This window comes from Autumnicola tepida, assembly GCF_031846485.1.
In the GTDB taxonomy this organism is placed as follows: domain Bacteria; phylum Bacteroidota; class Bacteroidia; order Flavobacteriales; family Flavobacteriaceae; genus Autumnicola; species Autumnicola tepida.
Window position 1 is genome coordinate 40069 of record NZ_JAVRHQ010000008.1, and the last position, 21300, is coordinate 61368.

Genomic DNA, 21300 nt, shown 5'->3' on the forward strand with positions numbered 1-21300 from the left:
CTATTTAATCTCCGGCAGTGATGCAGATTTTATAGACCTTTTCACGCGTACCGATAGTTCATTGGGGCTAAATGGTTTTGTTATAAAATCTTCAACTCCAAGATTAAATGCATCCATAATGATATCTTCCTGCTTTGAAGTAGATAGTACGATAATTGGTGTTCCTGGGTAGACGGCTTTCACGTGTTCTATCAACTGTATTCCGGTTACAAAAGGAAGCATTAGATCTGTAAGAATAAGATCGAACTTTTGTTTCTCCAGAATCTCTTTTGCAACTCTACCATCTTCTGCAATAAAAACCTCGTAACCATCTCTCGATAATTTAAACTCAAGAGATTTGCTCACCATCGGGTTATCCTCTATAATCAGAATCTTTTCCATCACTCACGATTTTTTTAGGGTAAAATCTGTCTCCAGTTCTTTTTTTATCTTTTCAAAAATTTTCCTGAGTTCCTTTATCTGGACAGGCGCTTCTGAAGCATTAAATTTATAGATAAGATGATTGCACAAACCAGCGGCTTCATCGTTCAGCAACATTTCAAATGAAGGTTTGATGTGGTGCGCAATTTCGCCTATTTTTTTGGATTCCTGATTTTCCAGGGCTTTTTCCAGTAGTAATATTTGTTCGCTTACAGAAGTTTTAAAAATTTCTATACTACCACATATAAATTCAGTATTTCTGTCTGAAATCTCTGTAAGGTACTCCAGTGAATAATGCAAAGCATCCTGTTTCACTTCTATCTTTTTACTGCATAGCTTTTGCAAACCTTCCAGGGTAAATGGCTTTTGAAGTAATTTCTCATCGTTCTTTGCCGATTTCTTTGTAGAAGAAATAAAAATGGGAGCGTTCTTTCCTAATTCAATCTGGATGTATTCTGTAGTTTGGGTCACATTCATAGGCTGTAGGCCTTCCTCCAGGATAATGATATCGGCAAAATTGTTCTGTAACCAGAGAATAGCTTCTACGCTACTTTTAAAAGATGTAACTTTAGCATCACAATTATTTTGCACTACATCGACAAATCGCTTTACTTCATCCCCATTACTTTCAATTATAAGGATCGACTTTAAATCACTATTTTTCAATTTATCATTCATTGGATTTTAATTGGGACAGCAAATCTTTATAGATCTTAAAAACTGAGATTCCTTCGGAAAAATGTAAACGAATTTTAGTCAAAGTAAACTAATTTTTTCCATTTTCCTGCGTTAAATCTAGATCTTATGCGATGTTCAAATTTTTTAAAACCTAATTCTCAATAAGGAATTTAGAAAGTTTCTCTTTAATATCATCAAGAATAACCGGTTTCGTTAGATAGTCATCCATACCCATTTCAAGACACTTTTCCATTTCATCTTTAACGGTTCGCGCGGTTAAAGCTATTATCGGGATGTGCGAATTTTCTTTCTCTAATTTACGAATTTTTCCTGTAGCCTGAAATCCGCTCAATACTGGCATTTGTATATCCATGAAAATAAGGTCCAGTTCATGTTTTTCAAATTGTTCTACAGCTTCTTCACCATTTTCGGCCTGGAAGAGAGTAGCATTGGGCAGCGCTTTTTTAATAATGGTATTTGCAAGGAATTTATTAACCGGATTATCTTCAGCAATGAGAATATTGAATGGTTTTAAGAAGTTTTTAGTTTCAGGCAATTTTTCCTCAATGGCGACTTCATTTGTATAAGGCTGTTCTATTTCTTCAATTATCTCGTATAACTGGTGCAAATGAATAGGCTTCGTGATATTGTACTGCACCTCAAGTTTACGGCATTTATTGATAATTTCTTCATCATTTACAGAGCTATGGAGTAAAATAATAGGCAGCTCCTCGGCTCCATAGCCCATCTCTGTCCTAATTTGTTCAATTAGCTTAATTCCATCCATATATGGCATATTATAATCTATAATGGCCAGATCAAAAGTTTCCTCCTTTGCTTTTATCGTACTCAGAGCCTCAATTCCATTACCGCATTCTTTAGATTTAATCTTGTTCACCGCAAGCATCTCTCTTAGGATGATGCGATTATTGGTATTGTCATCAATAATCAGTACATTTTTAATAGAGGACAGAGGTTTGTTTTGTTTAGGAGCTTCTTTTTCGGTTTGTAGTCTTACCTTGAAGGAAAATACACTTCCTTCATTAAGTTTACTTTTCACCTCAAGCTTGCTATCCATAAGGTTTAAAAGTTTATTACTTATGGATAATCCTAGACCGCTTCCTCCATATTTCCTGGTTGTGGAAGCATCTTCCTGATCGAATGCATTGAATATTTTCTTCAGGTTCTTCTTCGCAATTCCAATCCCGGTATCGCGTATGGCAAAGGAGAATAATAATTCTTCCTCATGATCACCAATAACTTTAGAATCCACACTTAGCTCGATCTCTCCTTCTTTTGTGAACTTAACCGCATTGCCGAGTAAATTGGTAAGTATCTGCCTTAATCTCACCGTATCAGCATAAACATATCTTCTGAGGAAAGGAGATATGTTCAAAAGAACTTCCAGCCCTTTTTTATGAGCCTGGTGTTTTACGATATCCACCGTTTGCGCACATACCAGTACAAGATCGGTTCGCTCTTCACTAAGTTCTAATTTTCCAGCTTCTATTTTAGAGAAATCAAGTACATCGTTGATCAGGTCCATCAATGAATTTGCTGAATTATATACTGTTTTCATGTACTGGCTCTGGGATTCATCAAGTTCTGTCCTCATTAAGAGATCTGTAAATCCAATAATTCCATTCAGGGGAGTCCTGATTTCATGACTCATATTGGCCAGGAATTCTGATTTGGCCTGATTCGCTGCTTCTGCCTTCTTCTTAGCTTTAATAAGAGATATTTCCATTTCCTTCAATTCAGAAATATCGGTAGCCACACCAAGATATCCGGTAATCTTGCCTTTATGATTTCTAATTGCTGTAACTACAAGCTGAACTGTAAATTCTGAACCATCTTTGCGAATATAGGTCCACTCTCTTGCATCAAAATTACCATCTTTGGCTTTTGCAGTAAAAACATCAAATCCCTGTATTTTCCGATTAAACTGCTCACTCAGTTCTTCACCTCTAAGCCTGATTTCTTCAGCATCATGTAATTTCTCAACATTAAGTTTTTTTATCACCTCTTCTGCAGTATAGCCAAGAAGGTTCTCTGCTCCTTTATTGAACTTTTGTACCACACCATGCAAATCTGTTTCAATCAATGAAACCTGCGTGCTGGCGTCCATCAAACTTTGCAATTCATTTAAGCTTTTTTGCAGCGCTCTCTGGGAAAGGATTCTTTGGGTGATATCACTTATCTGGCCTATTAGATATAAAGGTTTACCATTATCATCCACAATTAAGGATACATTCAATAGCCCGAATATAGTTTTGCCATTTTTATGAATGAATCGCTTCTCTACACTATAGGTGTCAATTTCGCGGTTAAGTAAAGCCTTCAGTTGCGGTGTGTCTTTTTTAAGATCTTCTGGATGGGTTAACTCCTTTGAAGTTTTATGTTTAAACTCGGTTTTGGTGTAACCGAACATACTGGCGAGGTTTTGATTCACCATCAGCCAGTTGCCTTCAATGCTTACCACACCCATTCCGTTAGGGGAATATTCAAAAGCACTCTTAAACCTTTTTGCATTCTCTCTGGCTTCGAACTCCAGTTCTTTACTGGCAGTGATATCCTCTACCTGGCTTATAATAAGTTCATCTCCTTTATTCTCAGATCGTACAATACCGCTATGCATACGGCACCAGATGAGTTTTCCCTGCTTTGTATAAAACTGAGCTTCTAATTGATAGTTATCAATTTCATTATTTGTTAGCCGGTTACGTTGTTCTACGGCCTCCCTTAAAAAATCTGGATGGATCAGGTCTCTGAAGGTGAGCTTCATAGCTTCACTTTTATCCTTCTCTTCAAAGCCGAAGATTTTGAGACTGGCAGGATTTAACAGTAAGATTTTACCTGAGACATGTACTAGCAGGTTCCCTATGGTAGAATGATTGAAAACCGTTTCAAACTGTTCTTTAGCTCTTTCATAATTAAGTTCACTCAGTTTTTTTGAATTAATATCCTGAAAAGCCCCATAAATTCTAACACATTTACCATTCCTGAATTCCGGTTTACCAAACGCCCTAACCCAGATTTCATTATTTTTGGCCGTGACTAATTTAAATTCAGAATCATATGGAGTTCCCTTTTCTATTGCTTCACCAACCATTTTAGTAACCTTATCCCTGCTCCAGCCCTCCTTGTAAAAATTAATTCCCTCACTCAAATTAGGTTCATAATCCTGGCCAACCTCATGAATGTCTTTAGTTACTTTGGTCCAGAAAACTTTGTTATTAACAAGGTCTACTTCCCAGCCTCCTACCTTTGCCAGTTCATTTGTTTCGTGGTATACGGAATTTAAATCTCTAAAATTCTTTAAGTCTACTGGGTTAGATTTTTCTTCCTTAAGGCGTGAAAACTTTATAATTATATAGTATTCTGAAGACGAGATTTTTATCTTTTTAGACCTGGTTTTAAAAGACACCTTCGTATTAGTCGGTTTTTGAAACTGGAATGTGTCAGTTTCTGGCGGTTTACCTTCAAATCCTTCACCAAGGATATTTTCCTTTACTTGAGAAGGAATAGAAGTTTCCCATTTTTCTTCCTGCTCTTTTTCTGAAATAGTTTCATAGCCTATACTTTTCCAGAAAGCATTATTTATCCATATATCCCTGGTTTTGCCATATTTGATTATCCAGATTCCATGAAGAACATCTTCAGTAATCCAACCGGCTAAAGATGGTTCTTTAACAACTAAACTGGAGAACAATTCTGTAAAATTGAATTTGAGAGGCATAATTAATTAGATTTAGGCTGGATAAATCTAACTAAAATTTTCGTGGTTTGGCCTTCACTCTATTTTCGGACTGGTCAAAAATATAATATCTGCGTAGTTTAATGTCCTTGTCTTATAATCTTCCTCCAATCACAGGTAGGAGGGCCTTACCTTTTAAGCAGTGATTGAGGAAATCCTATCCAGAAGATCCTATTTGTGTCCAGCAACTTGAAATATACCTGGTTATAGTGTTTAATCCCGGGAATGAAATTAGGCTTGATCCGTGCAACGGGTGAAGTCATACTTTACAATTAAAAACAAAAAACACTGAAAATCAATAGATTAACAGTGTTTTAGTTCTCTTTTCGATAAGGTTCGTCGGGGTGGCAGGAAATACTACGGCTTTTCTAAAAGCTCGCTACCAGCCACTTTATTTTTTATCGAGAGGAACTATTCACTGAATCATTCACTAAACTTGAAAGAACTATACGATCCATTTTATTTGATCGTCTTTGATATTTTAAAAGTATAAAAAAAATTAATAATATTATTCTTCAAACGAAAATAGACCCATTCCTGACTCACAACGAATTATATTCTTTCTGAAACTTTTATGTTTGGATTTCCATAGAGATGCATGGCTAACCTTCCTTGGGGAACATAGAATGCATTTGAAATAGTATCATTGTACTCCGCTAATTTATTATTTGCCATGAAAACCGACTTACTAATATAATCACCATTATTAAATGACAGTAAAAATTCATCTAACCAAAATGAAGGTATTGAGGTATCTAAACTCCAACAAGGAGCTATAACTGTTTTGTACCCTGAAAGAATTATTTCGTGTACTAAAGAGATTACACTATTTGAAAACAAGTCTTCGTTCATTATACCTGAATTACATATAAATAGAATAGCAACTTCTCCTCGCCCAATTAACTCTTTATTTTCAATTACAGCACTATTAATTCCATCACTTCTATAAATTGCTTTAAAACCTAATTGATTTAATTCTCCATGAGCCAAAAATATATTTACATCTGTATCAATTACTTTTTTTGGCACACTTTCGGTTATTGCTTCTACACTATACTTGTCAAAAATTGGTTTAAGCTTATCATAAGCAAAATTAATATCAGGGTCAGCATCTTCAATTGGAATCCAAGAGGTTCTTGAATAATTGCTTTTCAAAATAAGTTGCTCATCATTACCAACGAACCATTCTAAACTTAATATATTGGCGACTTTTTTTCTTGTTGCTAAAAAATCACTTTCATTAATAAGTAAGTTAACAGGAAATTTTGATAAGCTCAAATTAGTAGCTATCAATAATTCTTCAAATTCATGATTTAAAATTGTCTCTGTAAACCTTAATTGATTTACAATTTCTTTATATGCTTCCTCCTGATCTCTTAAATCGAAATATTTTTTGGAATCAAAATAAAACTTATGTTTTTGTTTCAACCATTTGTTCATAATCGATAATCCCCATTCTGGAATTTTAATAATCTCCATGGACTTTTTTGCATTGATTATTAGGCCGTAAACAATTGCTTTAAAATCAAATAAATACAAAATGAGTTGCTCATCTCTAATATGAATTTTTTCTTTGATATACTCTGAATAATTGCTTAAGTGCTCATACTCAATGTTATTTTTAAAATCAAATTGAACTTTTGTTTCTTTTTCAATATACCTATTATTGTAGGTCAAGCTTATATCGTTAAATACAAATCCTGACAATAATATACTATCAAAATCATTTTTATCAATTCCATACCTTATTAGATGGTTAGCAATCAATTCCAAGTTTTGAATCTCATAAATGAAATCTTGATATGAATAGGTCAACAAAACGTTTTTCAAACTCTCTATAAAACCATTCTTCACATTATTAGTAGAAAAATGCATCTTTTTTAAATGCCCTTTTGACTCATCGTTTAACTTATCTTCAAGTTCATTTATTATGTCATCAATTTTAGTATCAGAAACTATAAAACCCTCCTCTTTGAATCTAACGAGGTTATAAAAATAATTTAACCAAGGAAAGACACCATTGTCCTTGTATCTAATTATTTTTTGTTTGTTTTTTCTAAAAAATACTATGGATTCATCCACAATTTTATTTAATTCACCTTTACCGCGATTGGCTATTGATAAATAATAGCTTAAATGGATTTTTTGTTCATCATAATCATTAAGCTTAATGCCTTTCAATAATTCAAAAACCCCATCCAATAAATGATATGCAGGTTTGTCTCGAGCAAATTTTAGAATACTATAGAACACATCAACAAACTCTGTATAACTTAACTTTGTTTCAACTGAAAGGGAAGTTATATACAGGCATCCGTAAACAGTTGAATCAAAAACATTTTTTTGCTGTTCCAAACACAAAAACAACATTCCCCAGCCTCTATATGCTTTTTTATTCTCTAAGGAAATCAGTAAAATCTCTTCAGATAAATTTCTAGCTTGTTGGTATCTGTTGTCAAAATTTAAAGCAGAGATTAAATTGCTACATACCGAATAAAACTCATTTTCTAAATTGTACTTGTTTTTAAATACTCTGACAATACACAAAAACGAAAGATAGTTCTGCACTTCATCAATATTATATTTTTTGGTTACTAAAGTTGATAAATAATCTAAAGACAAGGAAATTAGTTGTTTTTCTTCTTTTTTGTTCAGAGGAATATCAATTGTAAAATCAAAAAGTCTTATTTCATTTTTACTAGAAAAAAGACTAGTATAAAGAGAAAATGCATCTTCTTTTTCATAATTAACAGATTTAAATTTTTTATCCTTCTTTAACTTAATATGATTTAATTCTCCTAACGCATTTGTGAAATAGGTTATTAAATGAAAAAAACCATGAATACGTGATTTTTGAAAAATATCTGAAATCCTATAGCGATAAACCGACAAATCGTACTTGCCAAAAGCTAAAGAGTTAAAAATGTTTGTTAAGTAAAATTGAATATGCTCATTAAATATTTCATCTTCCCTATCTTGAGTATCATTGTAAAATTGAAAGTTTAATGAACGACTTAGAGCTGTAATTTCATTTTCCAAAAAATTTTCTTCGTCAATAAAATCATAGTTATCCATGAAAAGTTTAGGTTTGACACCATCAGGGAATACTGATTGTTCTTTCCAAAAAATTTTATTAGCCCTTTGGAAAATTGGTAAGGGATAGTTAATAAAAATAAGTAAATTTTTGTTGAACTCTTTCTCATCATTATAATAGGTGATCCTATTAAACACTTTTGGGAAAACCATTTTTTCTTTAAAAACCATCCGTGCTTTTGAAAATTCTCCTGTAGAAAAATAATTCTTCAATAATGGAAAATCCAGAAATGGTACATTATTAAATTTAAGCCCTGAGAAAGAATTGTTATTACCAATTATGATTGGTGTTGCTGGTTTATTTAATTTAAAAGTCTCAATTATATTTTTTGTTTTACCATCTAATTTCTTTGAAAAAGTATTCAATAAGTTTAAATAATGATTGATTTCTTCTGATTCAATTGGGTGTTTTATAAAAAAGAATAAATTGATAAATAAATAATAATCTTTTAATTCAACTAAAATACAATCATCAAGCAATTCATTTTCGTTATTTTCAAAAATTTCAAATTGGTATTTACAACCTGCATCCGTTATCTCTTTCTCAATATACTTCTTGAGCCTGTCTAATTGCCCTAAATGGTCTTGTTGAATTTCATTTAATATACTATCCAATAATAGTCTGTAGTTAGGAGCAGAAAGTAAAGCTAAAGACAGATATAAATAATCGCCAAATTGATATAAGGGCTTTCTCCAAAAATAGGGAGATTCACTTTTATCTGTTAATGCATTAATAATTCTGTCAATTGAATTATGTGAAATACCAGTACATTTATTAATAACATCAATTAGAATTCTTCTATGAATTTTATTAGGCACCTCTTTAAGTGACTTGTCAATATTCATTTTTAGACTTTGCATATTTATCAATGACATTAAATCTTCTACAACATTAATTATTTTAAAGATTTGAAATAATTCAATATTGTAACAATCAAATTTTTCATTTTCTAAAAAACCACTAGAAGCTAAATATTTTGCGTAATGTGCAAAATCATATTTCCCTTTCTTATTTCCAGTAATTGGATTAATAACCCCATCTGTGACTTTATAATCAATAATTGTTTTTTCTTTCTTTGAATCAATGTCAGAAATTAATAGATAAGAAAAATATTCGTTTAGATAACTTGCCTCTCTAATTTCGCCTATTTTACTAATAGTCCTTACTTCTTTATATTCATCGGAGCATTTTATTTTCACTATTGAGTCATCATTGTTAGCAATTATATAGCCTTTTTCAAACCTCAAAATGTCATAGAATGAACTAAAAGAGTATATCTGAGATATATTCATCCATATTTCGCTAAAACGGTCAAAGAAAAACTGATTATCTAAATCCTCAGCTTTTCTATTCTCTTTTTTTAGCTTCCATTGATTTACAATTGATATAAAAATGTTTAAAACATCTCCTCCTCTTTCAAAGACTTCTTTAGTTGCTATTTCATTACCATGCGCTGTTTCAAATCTTTGAAAGGAAAGACTTTCCATGTCCACTGCAACAGAACCAGTCTCATTTTTTTTAACCAATTGTTTAATATGAATATTGCGAGAGTTTATATATTGCTTATTCACTCCTTTGAAGAAAAAACCTATTAACTCTGCCTTCTCTAAGTTTAATTCACTAAAAGTTTTAAAAATATTTTGAATTGATTTTAAGTACAATTTACGACAGTGAAGGAGAAACCTAAAGAGATCAAAATCTTGCTTTGTGATGTTATCCGCCTTTGATGCCTTAATTACCTTTTTTAAATTATAAGAAGTGCTAAAAGGATTTTCTTTTAGTATGTCTTTAATTTCATCTTTCTGCATTGATGACGTTTTTCATTTCATTATTTTAAAGGTCACCTTCTCCGATTCATTTGCTAAAAAGGAAAGGGTGATAAAAATTTTACAAAAGGAATGAAGATACTTAGTTTTTAAGCTTAGGGTTAAAGGGATAATTTATTCATGGTATTGTAAACAGGGATATCCTGTAACTCTCAACTCTAAAATCCACTTTTGGGATATAGACCAGTTTATTCAATTTAAATTAAAAAGCTATTTGATCTATATATTTTTAATTCAAAATAAAAAAGAAGCTTACATGCAGCCCAAGCGTTTAGAAACTTACAAATTATTTTCCTAATAACTTCTCCAAATAAGCCACCTTATCCTTCTCCGCCTGTACTAAACGCTCGTAAAGTTTTTTATTTTCTTCATAGGCTTCTACCAATTTATCTAAAGGATTGAAGTTTGGCTGGTAACAAAATAATGAGGCATTATCATGATTAGTTACCGTGTTTCCTATAATATTAAAAACGGCCTCTTCAGAAAAATCTTCTATTCCTTCTTTAGTGACACCAAGAACTTTCGCCACTTTTTCAAGTTTTTCATCTTCTAAGGTTTCACTTTTTTCAATTGTAGAAACACTTTGCTGGCTAATGCCTAATTCTTCGGCAAGAGTTTCCTGCTTCATGCCGCGCAGTTCACGAATGCGGGCAATTTTACGGCCGATGTGGTTTGATTTGGTGGTTGTTGTCATAGCTCAAATATAACGATTTCTTCTTCTAAAAATTTACGGATAACCCTCACGGGTAAAATACAAACCCTTGCGGGTATTATACAAGGCACTTTGGTAGGGTACGACCTTGCTGCTTTTTACCTTCAACAGGAATAAAAATTTCAGCATCATGAAGGTATTAACAAATATAGGAATTTATCCTACTGAAAATGTACAGGTTCAGAAGACTATTCAACAAGTTCTTAACCAGGTACTGCAAATACTATTGAAATAAAACTTTTAACTATGACTAATTATCTAAACCTGCCTGATCAGTTTGAGTTCACTGAGAAAATCACGGAGCTTACCCGCCAAATATTAAATGTACTTACTTTGGATCAAATTTACCTTTCAAAAAAGCAAACCGAAGGTGAATCCAATTACTACATCCTAACCGGTTTTGTTGATATTAGCCTTGATCCTATTCCTAATGAAGTATTTTCTTTAATAGCTGAAATACAAAAAGGTTATCCAGAATTCAGGATTCGTATCTATAACGAGGAACAAGCAGATACTGCAATGCAACGAGGCAGCCTTTATTTTCTAGAACATTGTAGTTTGGGAACATTCATATACTCCAATCCTGAGGGAGAGAATATATTAAGCTATCCTGAATTATCTTTAAACGGTCTCTTGGTTTGGGCTTCCAGGCATTATAACAGAGAAAAGCGAAAAGTAGATTCTTTTGAAAAGACAGGCCGCACGCTTATGGAAGATCAGCAGTTTGGATTAGCTGCCTTTAATTTCCACCAGGCATTTGAATTTCTTTTTCGGTGTATTGAGAGGCTATGTATAGGTAAATGCCGGGTTACCCATAGTATCATCAGCCATATTAACTACTGCAGGTCTTTTTTCCCTCAAATATTACCTTTTCAAAACTCTCCGGAGTCTAAAGAACTTTTAGTGCTTCTGGAACATGCCTATAGTGCCGGAAGGTATGAGGATGAATATTGTATTACAAAAAAGGAAATAGATCAAATTCTTGTTGAATTGAAATGGTTCTGCGAGAAAGTTGAAGAGTTATACCAGAAGCACTTGAAAAATTGTCAGTCCCAGACTAAGCCTGGTTCTGAAAAAGAAGAAAAAACCGAGAATCCGGAATATCAGAATTTGGAAAACGCTACAGCACCTGAAAAACATCATAATCCCCATCTTGACTTTTCAGAAAATGCGCCGGAAATTACAGCAGATACTAATGATATAATTGAAATCAGGTCAAAACTTCAGGCACTACTTGAAAAAAAATTATATAGACTCAAGAAGGATAAGTTAGTTTATAGAAGCGAATTCCCTATTTCTGGAATTGCTGATGTTATTTATACTATAGGTGGAATTCTGAAAGTCTGCATCCTGGCTTCTAACAATGCGGGAACTTCCTATTCCCGTTCAATTCCTCAGCCCAACGTCAATATTCAGACAGTTTTAGAACATGTGCTGGAATTATTGCCTTATGAAGAAATGGAGTGCTTAGAAGATATTATAAAAGAATATTCTGATTTAGTTGAACCTGGATAACATTTCAACATTTCAGTAAATACTGAACCTTTCTTTAAGAACATTTCTCCCAACTAAAATTTCCTATTATGAAGAAGAAAAAACTACTGAAGAAGATCATAGATCTTATAATTGCCAAATATGATGTTCATTCGGTGTATCTCCTGGGGAGCAGAAAAGAAAAAGAGGTGCAAAAATTAAAGCTTGAGCCAACAGTTTTAAATAATAATAGCGGCTATACATTTTTACTATTTATAATTTTTAGAGGAATTTATAAAATAAATGAAAAAAAGATTCAGAAGTTTTTGCTGAAAAACAATTACCCGGAATATGTGATATGTCCTATTGTATATAATCTTTCAGAATTCCTGAGGCAAATTGACAGAGGTAGTACCTTTTTAGGACAAATTCAGGCTAATATCTCACCTTTTTATAGTATTGATACTTCTATAAAGGATTTAAAGTTAGAGCCATCCCATTACCTTGTATTCTGGAAGAGAAAAACTTCGGAATGGAAGATAAGGTCAAAACGTGCTTGTTTTCTACTGTTAAAAGCAGAAGAATATGATGGAAGTGATATTGATAGCGCAGCAAAGATGAGCATTCTTCATGACTGTCTTCAACAATTATGTTTGGGATTGCTTGTGGTGTGCTGGGACTTCAAACCTAAAATTCTTCAACTAAAATACCTTCTCCATTTATGCAGTTACTATATAAGCCTGCTAAAAGAAAATGAAACTGCAAGACTAACCATGAATGCTTACCACCTATTATTGGATGCACATGAAATTATGCAACAAAATACGGAAATCAAGATTCAGGAAGAAGAATCGGAACAGGCAGCCGCTCTGTGCAGCGACTTTTTAAGAGAGGCTCATGTAATTGCTAAAAATGAACTGAATCGTTATCATCAGAAATGTCTGGATTATGAAAATAAAAGAAGAAAAGAACTTGCTCATTAAGAATAATAACATTTACTTTTTTTATCCGGTGCATTTTCCTTTGATTACCTTCTAAAAACAAATTTTGAGTGGCATCTCTCACCGAAATGAAAACAGGCTGCTATTCTTTTCATTTACTTCTTTCAGAGCCGTACGCATTACCTTTTGATGTGGCTTGCATTTCAGGATTTGAAATTAGGAAAGGCCTTATAAAAAGCGACGCGAAGCATAGCGGCTTTATGCAGGCCGCTAATTTCAAATGCTGTTTCTTTCACATCAAAAGGTAAGGCATCTGAAATTATTAGGAGTAAAGTGAATTTTGAAAACTACTACTCTTAAGTAAAAAATATGTTCTTAGTTAGCATCAGCGGACTTGAGTCAAAAAAGTTAATTCCTCTATTTACTATTTCGAATCATCATCTTTTTTGGCTCGTGTCCAAGACCATAAGACGAACCGTTTTTCCTGAAATGTAATGGAAGGAAAAGTGGTGAGGAGCTGACGTAGGTAGGTTCATTTCTACATTGTTTGCTTTTTAATGCGAGTGGTTCCTGAAATAATTTTAATACGCATTCGCCTCAGCCGGTTTTGATCCCTCACTTTCCTTTTGTATTATCCTTGCTAATCTGGTGTGTGTTCGTAAAATTGCCTTTGTTCCAATCATAGCCCCTCATATCACTAGTCATAATATAAGCTCCAGTTTCGGTGTCTAAAATAATCACTCCTTTTTCACTAACTTCAGTTTGAAATTTACCACCTACCCAGGCATTACTGCTCTTAAAACTGAAAGTTGCTATCAATAAAGCTGCACTTAAGAATCCGATAATTGTAGATTTAATATCTAACTGAATTTTCATAATAGTTGGTTTAAAATTACTGTATTCCTTTATTCACGTGGATTTCATCTTTATTTAAACGTGAAATAAACTTCTTGAGTATAAAATCTGCAATAATATTTGGTGTAAGAGTCCCAACTGGTCATTTTGGTGGTCCATATAATAACCAGGCCCAGAAAAAGATTTTGATTCACAAGGTCAACTATAATTTCATCGGTTGTCACGTAATATTTTTAATTAATCATTTCTAACGCCCAATTTAAACAGCCCTGTGAGTCCATTATACTCCAGGAATGTGGATGCCTGGTTCCATCTGCACGAATTCCTTTATCATGTGTGACTATTATTTCTGCGTCTCCATTTCCTTTTCTTTGTAACAAATTAATCATTGCAGAAATGTCAGTAGAATTTAAATCGTAAAGATCTCTCTGCCTGTTTTTAAGTTGCCATTCGATTCCTGGTTCTGTATAAATTCTTACAGGTGTTTTAAGTAAATATTTAGCGTTTCCTCCATCTTCTTCGCTGTGTGAATAGATTGAATATTTAATATATTCTGCAGGAACTGTTTCTGGTGTTCCACCAAATTCTTTTTTAAACATATTCATTAGCCAATTTCCCTCGTTAACAGCAACTTCAGAAAAATTTCGTTCCACATCCCGTTGGGCCTGATTGTATAAATGAGCAAAATCTAGCGGGGAGTCAAGCGCAAATATTGCCTTTGGAATAATAAAGGTACTATCCTTATCTCTATTTGCTTTTTCAGCGTAACTAAGTGAAACCATTCCGCCACCTGAAAGACCACCAAGTATAAATTTATTCTTTGGTATTTCGTATGCTTCAACTACTTGTCTAAAGATAGTATCTAAAAATTCGTGTGCATCTGTAAATTTAGATGAACCCCCATTTATTGAAGGAAAAATTACCAATAGATTTTGTTGAACGGCAAGTTGGTGTAATCTTATTTGGTCCATTACACTTTCCACCAACTCGCCCCATGATGGTAAGATTACTAAGCAGCCTATAGGGTGAGCTTCTGGAACAAGTTTTAAATAGAAAAGACTTTCTGATTCAGTTGGTTCAAACATATATAAATTGTTAGGATCTTCTTCTGAAACAACTACTTTTTCAACATCTTGTCCAAACGTCAAGGTGTTTAGAAGTATGAAAAGAATTAGTGAAATTTTTAACCTTTTTTTCATGTTTTATTATTCCTTTTTGGATTATAACTATTACCGCTAATATCTCCTAAACAAATTAAGGTCGGGAGAGCCTGAATATTCGAAGTAGGACCGAATGTTGCATCGAAAATAGCAAGGATTATTCAAGCAAAAATGCGAAAACTTTTCAGCTGTAACTATTATTCTAAGTAATAAATTCCGATCAAACGCCAGCCTGTAATTTCTTATATGTGCTGCTAAGAACTGCCATTAAATTACCTCTAAAAAGTGTTACTTAAAATTGAACATGTTTTTTTTGGCTCATCTCCAATACCAAAGACAAACCGTTTTTCCTGAAATGTAATGGAAGGGAAAATGGTGAGGAAAACAGCATAGTATTCATCTAAAATTAAATTTTACTAAAAAATCAACCAGTTTGTAGGGTCTTCAGAAGTTTTTTAGTAAAAACTGCGTACAGCATCATCTTTTTAACGAACATAACTAATTGAAATACAATTAATTGAAACTTTATAACATCGCGAAGCGTGTTATCCTCTTGCTATTCCGATCCAAATTGTACATCAGTAAAAAATGTATTTGATTTAGCAATCCATATTAATTCAGAAATTTAATTCGGAATGCTTTTGATTTACAATACAGTATAATTATTTATTGCATCCGATTAATTTTTCTTTCTAAATCCTCATTAAATAAACCAATCAATCTTACTAAATCCCTCCAAAAGCTTATCTCCTGCATGACGATTTACAGATGAGATAAAACAGATATGACCATAAAGCCAATCGTGAAAAGGTAAAACACCTTGAGGGTTCTGATCCTTCCCAGCAATCCTTTTCAAATGATCTTTTACGCCGAATTGTCTGCAATAATAAATATGTGAACCTATTTTCTTTCGATATTTTTTCGAAACATTTATACCATTTGTAGTGGTTAGGCCAGTTACATATTGCTTACTGCCTCTGCGCAAATACTGTATCTTTTTTTCATTGACCACGAACTTCTCCTCTTCTATAATTTGCTTTATTATTCGGAGACTAGGAAGCCTTTGGTCGCCTCTTATTGAAAACGTCAAGTCATCAGCATACCTAGAATATTTAAAACCAAGTTTTTCGGAAAGTTTTTCAAACCTATAATCCATTGTATTGGCTAAAATGTTAGCCAATGCAGGGCTTGTTGGTGCTCCTTGTGGCAAGACTGACGGAGCATTTTCAGCTTCATAACCAATAACCTTTAATTCAGCTCTTGGCATACTCTTCCAGTATTGCTTCTTATGTTGGGCTGTTGTAATTTTAGCTAATGATACTGCTAAATTTTTCCTGTAGCCAATATCCGCAAAAGCCGTAAAAACTCTTTTTTCTGTTATTGTATCAAAAAATCTTAGTAGATCCACTTTTAGGACAACTTCAGAATTTTCATGAGGTTTAGCATTATCTTTAATAGAAATACCCTTTCTAAACCCAGTACATGAATCTGTGAGATGATGCTTTTCCAGTATATTGATAAGAATCCATTTCTGAATAAATTTCAAATCCTTTGACGGACTCATTATTTCTCTATAACCTCCATTTCTTTTCTTTAACTTGAAATAGTTATATCGAAAACTTTTATACGGTTCATCTTGATATTTGTACTTCTTCCTTTCTCCGATTAGGTGTCTTAAAAAATCTGATTGCACACCCATTAACATTGCTAAATGCTCTATGGAAAAAATGACTGGAAAACCTAAATTATCTAATTTTTGGGCATAGAAAACCGTTGCCTCAATAAATTCTTGTGACTTGTTATCTTCTCTTGCTTGTTTTATAAACTGATTAAAAGGAAATGACATAAATCGAGGTTACTCTGTGTGAATGTTAGCGCAGTATTGATATGCTATGTTATTAGATACCAAATGAGCTGACAATCGAAAATATTACTATAAGTAAATAACATAGCATATTAATTTCTGTTAAGTAGCTTTAGTACTTCTCAAGATACTACCCTGAGAATCTCGTAAAGAGAATTGGCTAACCCTTCATTATGTCAATCCTTCAAATGTTTTAGGTATGTAAATCAATTCTTTAGGTTTTAAATTTTGTTCTGTTTCGTTTCTCGATCTTTCTTTGCTGATTCTTCTCTCAAGATTGTTGAAATATACTGTTGCCTTGGATGTCAATCTTCGTGATAAATCAACAAAACCAATTTTTCTTGAACGTTCATACACCTCATCAAGTTCATTGTCTGTTAAACCTAATATATGGCAGATTATATAATCTTCCGTACCCTCTAATTTTAATTTTAGTAAAGCAATAATGGAATGATGTAGTTTATTGTTATACTTCCGTTGATCTTCAACCTTAACAGTATTTGAGGCTTGTTTATATTCTTCTAAACTCAACAAGTCTATACCTAATCTATTACATATGCCTATATAAAATGCTATACTCTTTTTAAATTCTCTTGCTTCATCCATTCTTGTTTTTGCACGCCTAGGAAACAATGGTATCCAATTTTTGCCCCACCAAAACAGCGGTAAGGTATTATTTGGAGTTCCGTGAGAAAAGGCAAGGAGTCCTTGTGAGTCTTTGTATCCTCCTAGATAATCCTGACTTACCTTAATTCTTTGCTCATATTTCCTAGAATTAATTTTATGCTTTTCAAAATTTCCTAGTGCGATTAGAGGAGATGAACTTTTATCAAAGATCTTGGCCCTCTCTTGGGCATAAACCTTTATATATTTGAAGGTGTCTTCAATTTTCTTTCTTCCCTGAGCCATTATCACAGTACTCAGAACATAAACTTTTGGTAATTTTGATCGATTTTTTATCCATTTTTCTATGCCTTCATCTCTGTATTCATCACAAAAAGTTTTTCCTGATCCAATAAAATCATCAATTAAAATTATGCAATTGTAGCTCTCTACATCTAATTTTTTTAAATCTTTTTTAATTATGATCCTACCTTTTTTTTCAAGCTCTAAATAGAAAGGACTGTGACTTAATGGATAAGTAACTAATGTACCGCTTTTACCAAATTTACCGTAAGGTATAACCAAGGCATTATCTGTATTATGAAGATCCATAAATATTTTCTTAAGCAAATCCTCAAGTCTATACTGCATCTCATTAAAATTTATATACTCAAAGACCTGTAGAAAATCATAAGCATATTTGAGATCATCCTCCTCAAAATTTTCTAACCATCTTACAATTTTGGAAGGCATTACAGAAAACTTTAGCTTAGGTAATAAATAATCAATATTCCGTAGTGCCTTTTGTGTAAACTTAAACGAATGTCCTTTTGTTGCTCCCATAAATTATGCTGCTACCCAACCATTATCTTTTGAAGCCGGGGTAAATACGTTATCATTAACTTTATTGCAATCATTAGAGAAAACTTTTCTATTATATCTTTAGTAAGGTCAGTGTCAAGAAGCTGCTCAAAGTCACTCCAATCATTTAATTAAGTAACATTATCCTTGTAATCAGGAGTTAAAACCGAGGTTTTTTCCTCGCTCACAGGGTTTAAAAGATGCTCTGCTGCATTCTCCATCCGGTTCCTCTTTCAAGGTCAATTTTTCTATCAGATTAAAAGGCTTTAACTCATTTTCAAATAATCCCATTCGGATGCTAAATTCTTAGCATCATTATAAGCTTATCTCCTAAAATGCCTTTAATTCAGCTTTAAAGCTGAATTAAAGGCATTTTCTTTTAGCACTTCATAAATTTTCATTTAGCTTTTGAAGTTTTTTAAATTGTCATTCAGACGGTTAAGTTTTTTACATAAAATTTAACAAAATAGAATTTTTAAGATACCTGAGCAATAAGAAGAAAGAATATTTTCACTATTTTATTTTTCTTTGAATTAAATTACAACTATTTCAGACCACAGATGCTCATACTGCAACAATTTGGAGTTTCAGGATGAGATGAACTTACCACAGGCGTTCTGCTATAATTTATCGCTGACTTGATTCAATTGCTATTGAACTTTTTCTTTTCTCCAATTATATTATCCAATTTACTAATATCAGAGCTCAGTTTATTTTCCAATACTCTCGCATAAATTTGAGTAGTGGAAAGTTTCGTATGTCCTAATAGTTTTGAAACGGTTTCAATAGGTACTCCATTTGAAAGCGTTACTACAGTTGCAAAAGTATGCCGGGCAGAGTGAAAGGTAATTTTCTTTCTGATCCCGATAGAATCCATGACCTCTTTTAAATATTTATTGGTTTTCTGATTGGAGATCACCGGAAAAACTTCCTTCAATTCTTTTCCCGGATGTTCCCTGTATTTTTTAATGATTTCCTTCGCAGGATTCAGAAGCGGAATTTTTACTGACTGTTGCGTCTTTTCCCGTTTAGTATAAATCCAGTCCTTGCCATCCATACCTTTTACAAGATTATCTGTGGTTAGCTCTTTGAGCTCTATATAAGTTAAGCCGGAATAGCAGGAGAATACAAACATATCCTTTATGCGTTCAAGAGAAGCACTGGTAAACACTGTATCTTCCAATATATGCAGTTCTCTCTCGGTCAAAAATTGCCGATCATTCTTTTCAAACTTAAAACTATAGCTCTTAAAGGGGTTTTTCTCCAGCCATTCTAATTTTATGGCCAGGTTCAGGAGCTTCTTTAACCTCTCCAAGTGCTTCATGGTGCCATTAGTTCCACAGGTTTTTCGAGCTTTCTTAGGGCTGTAGCTTCTGAGGAACATTTCAAATTCCGTAATGAATTGATAATTGATATGTTTCAGGTAAACATTATCGGTTTTCTTTTTCTTCTTTAAAAACTCTTTCAGATAGTTGGCAGTGGTGTGGTAGTTCTTAAGCGTTCCCCATTTCAGAACATCTTTCATCTTTTCATTATGATAGATTACAATATCCTTAATAGTCTTATGATCTTCATCCAGGCCCGAATAAGAAGCCTTAACCTTTGCAGCAGTAATAAGGTTATCCTTCTCCAAAAGCTTCTTATGAGTATCCAGTAATTGGGAATACACCTGGTCCAGATAGTTGTTTAGTTTTTTAATTCTGAGAGTAGTTCCTTTAAGTCTTCCTTTGGAATTATCCCATTCATTCACTGAAGTCTTTCTTTTAAGACTCATTTCAGAGCATTTTCCATTTACGGTAATCCTGGCGTAGATGGATAGTTCATTTGAATTTTTGTTCAGTTTTCTTGTAAAGAAAAGTACGGAGAATGTAGTAAAATCAGGCATTTTAAGCGTCTTTAAGTGATACAATAGTTTGTAAAGACGAAAGTCAAATCAACCGTAATGTTCTTCTAAGGTAGTGAATTGTTGGAAAGAAAGTATTCACCGAATCATTCACTAAAATGGATGAATTCATATGATATCAATTGATATCATAGAAAATAAAAAACACTGAAAATCAATAGATTAACAGTGTTTTAGTTCCTTTTTCGATAAGGTTCGTCGGGGTGGCAGAACGCTTTTAAAACGCTGAAAACCCCAGTATTTGTATGGTTTCACGCAGTTCTAGTTTTTTGAACTCACGATTAACTCACAATTTAAATAGAACGTATTGGTGCAGTTTGATATTCTGACCTAATCAAATATACAAATAATTAGATTATGAATCCTGTCTAATTTATTGAGGAAGTAAAAGATCCGACTCCAAAAAAATCAAAGATTTTGCATCGAATCTGGTCAATCCGGAAAGTTTAGAACAAAAACCAATTTACTTTTTTCATCTGGAGCATTTTCCTTTTGCCGGCGAAAAGAAAAAATAGTGAGATCAGGATGAAATGGTTTATTCTCAATTTTATTTACTTCTTCCAGCGCCATCGCATTACCTTTTGATGCTACTTCATTCAGTTTTAAAATTATAGAGGAGCTATAAATAGCAAAGCGGTTTATGCGCTCCGGTTAATTTTTAAGCTTGATTTTTGCATCGAAAGGTAAGGTGATGTAGGAAGGATTTTTAAATAATTCTGAAAACCTGATCGGTGAATTTTAGTTACCGCCTAGCGGACTTGAGTCAAAAAGCTTTTTCGATCGTATTCTTTTAATATTTTAAGCTTTTTGGCTCGTGTCTAAGACAAATTGTAATAAACCTCTTTTGCTGAAATGGAGCTTTTGCGAAGTGGAGGTAAAAGTGGTAAGTGGGTTTGAATTTCAGTTTTCCGTGAAATTTGTCGCAAAAAACCACCTATTTACGGGGGTTGCGAGTGCATTTGTCGCAAAATACGTGAAAAATGATAGGATTTAAATTCGTAATTTATTGAATTTCAATGTATTAATGATCTGTAACATCGCTTCGCGTGTTACCCTCTTGCTATTCCCCCTTAGTTTTACGAACACACTTATTTAGGAATTATATATATGTTAGTGAGTTTCTGTAATTGTTAACTTTCTATCGGGGAATACT

Annotated in this window: 12 protein-coding genes; 2 read left to right on the plus strand and 10 right to left on the minus strand. The window is 33.1% G+C overall.

Annotated features, from left to right (window positions below; all coding sequences use genetic code 11):
• From RM553_RS08275 to RM553_RS08295, 5 genes are all read right to left on the minus strand, one after another.
• On the minus strand, window positions 1–381 hold the full coding sequence (locus RM553_RS08275) for a response regulator transcription factor (RefSeq protein WP_311534455.1): 381 nt from the start codon (window positions 379–381) through the stop codon (window positions 1–3).
• A gap of 3 nt (window positions 382–384) precedes the next feature.
• Window positions 385–1098, minus strand: a complete 714-nt coding sequence (locus RM553_RS08280) for a hypothetical protein (protein WP_311534456.1) — start codon at window positions 1096–1098, stop codon at window positions 385–387.
• Between the two features lie 151 nt (window positions 1099–1249).
• Entirely contained in the window at window positions 1250–4837 is a 3588-nt protein-coding gene (locus RM553_RS08285) for a PAS domain-containing hybrid sensor histidine kinase/response regulator (RefSeq protein ID WP_311534457.1), read from the minus strand.
• Between the two features lie 570 nt (window positions 4838–5407).
• Window positions 5408–9757, minus strand: a complete 4350-nt coding sequence (locus RM553_RS08290) for a hypothetical protein (protein ID WP_311534458.1) — start codon at window positions 9755–9757, stop codon at window positions 5408–5410.
• Between the two features lie 304 nt (window positions 9758–10061).
• On the minus strand, window positions 10062–10469 hold the full coding sequence (locus RM553_RS08295; RefSeq protein ID WP_311534459.1) for a helix-turn-helix domain-containing protein: 408 nt from the start codon (window positions 10467–10469) through the stop codon (window positions 10062–10064).
• 264 nt (window positions 10470–10733) lie between these two features.
• On the opposite strand from RM553_RS08295, the gene RM553_RS08300 reads away from it, so the two are divergent.
• Both RM553_RS08300 and RM553_RS08305 read left to right on the plus strand, forming a co-directional pair.
• Window positions 10734–12002 carry a HEPN domain-containing protein gene (locus tag RM553_RS08300; RefSeq protein ID WP_311534460.1) on the plus strand — a complete coding sequence of 423 codons (1269 nt, stop codon included), beginning with the start codon at window positions 10734–10736 and terminating at the stop codon, window positions 12000–12002.
• Between the two features lie 68 nt (window positions 12003–12070).
• Window positions 12071–12943 (plus strand): hypothetical protein, encoded by an 873-nt coding sequence (locus tag RM553_RS08305; protein WP_311534461.1) that lies wholly within the window; start codon window positions 12071–12073, stop codon window positions 12941–12943.
• 573 nt (window positions 12944–13516) lie between these two features.
• Here the strand turns inward: RM553_RS08305 and RM553_RS08310 are convergent.
• The 5 genes from RM553_RS08310 to RM553_RS08330 form a co-directional block, all read right to left on the minus strand.
• On the minus strand, window positions 13517–13777 hold the full coding sequence (locus RM553_RS08310; RefSeq protein WP_311534462.1) for a hypothetical protein: 261 nt from the start codon (window positions 13775–13777) through the stop codon (window positions 13517–13519).
• Window positions 13778–13989: 212 nt separating this feature from the next.
• Complete coding sequence (locus RM553_RS08315; RefSeq protein WP_311534463.1) at window positions 13990–14955, minus strand: hypothetical protein; 966 nt, start codon at window positions 14953–14955, stop codon at window positions 13990–13992.
• A gap of 664 nt (window positions 14956–15619) precedes the next feature.
• Window positions 15620–16762, minus strand: a complete 1143-nt coding sequence (locus tag RM553_RS08320) for a reverse transcriptase family protein (protein ID WP_311534464.1) — start codon at window positions 16760–16762, stop codon at window positions 15620–15622.
• Window positions 16763–16951: 189 nt separating this feature from the next.
• Entirely contained in the window at window positions 16952–18226 is a 1275-nt protein-coding gene (locus RM553_RS08325; protein ID WP_311534465.1) for a phosphoribosyltransferase-like protein, read from the minus strand.
• A 661-nt stretch (window positions 18227–18887) separates the two neighbouring features.
• Window positions 18888–20129, minus strand: coding sequence for a site-specific integrase (locus RM553_RS08330; RefSeq protein WP_311534466.1), 1242 nt, complete (start codon window positions 20127–20129; stop codon window positions 18888–18890).
• Window positions 20130–21300 lie beyond the last annotated feature (1171 nt).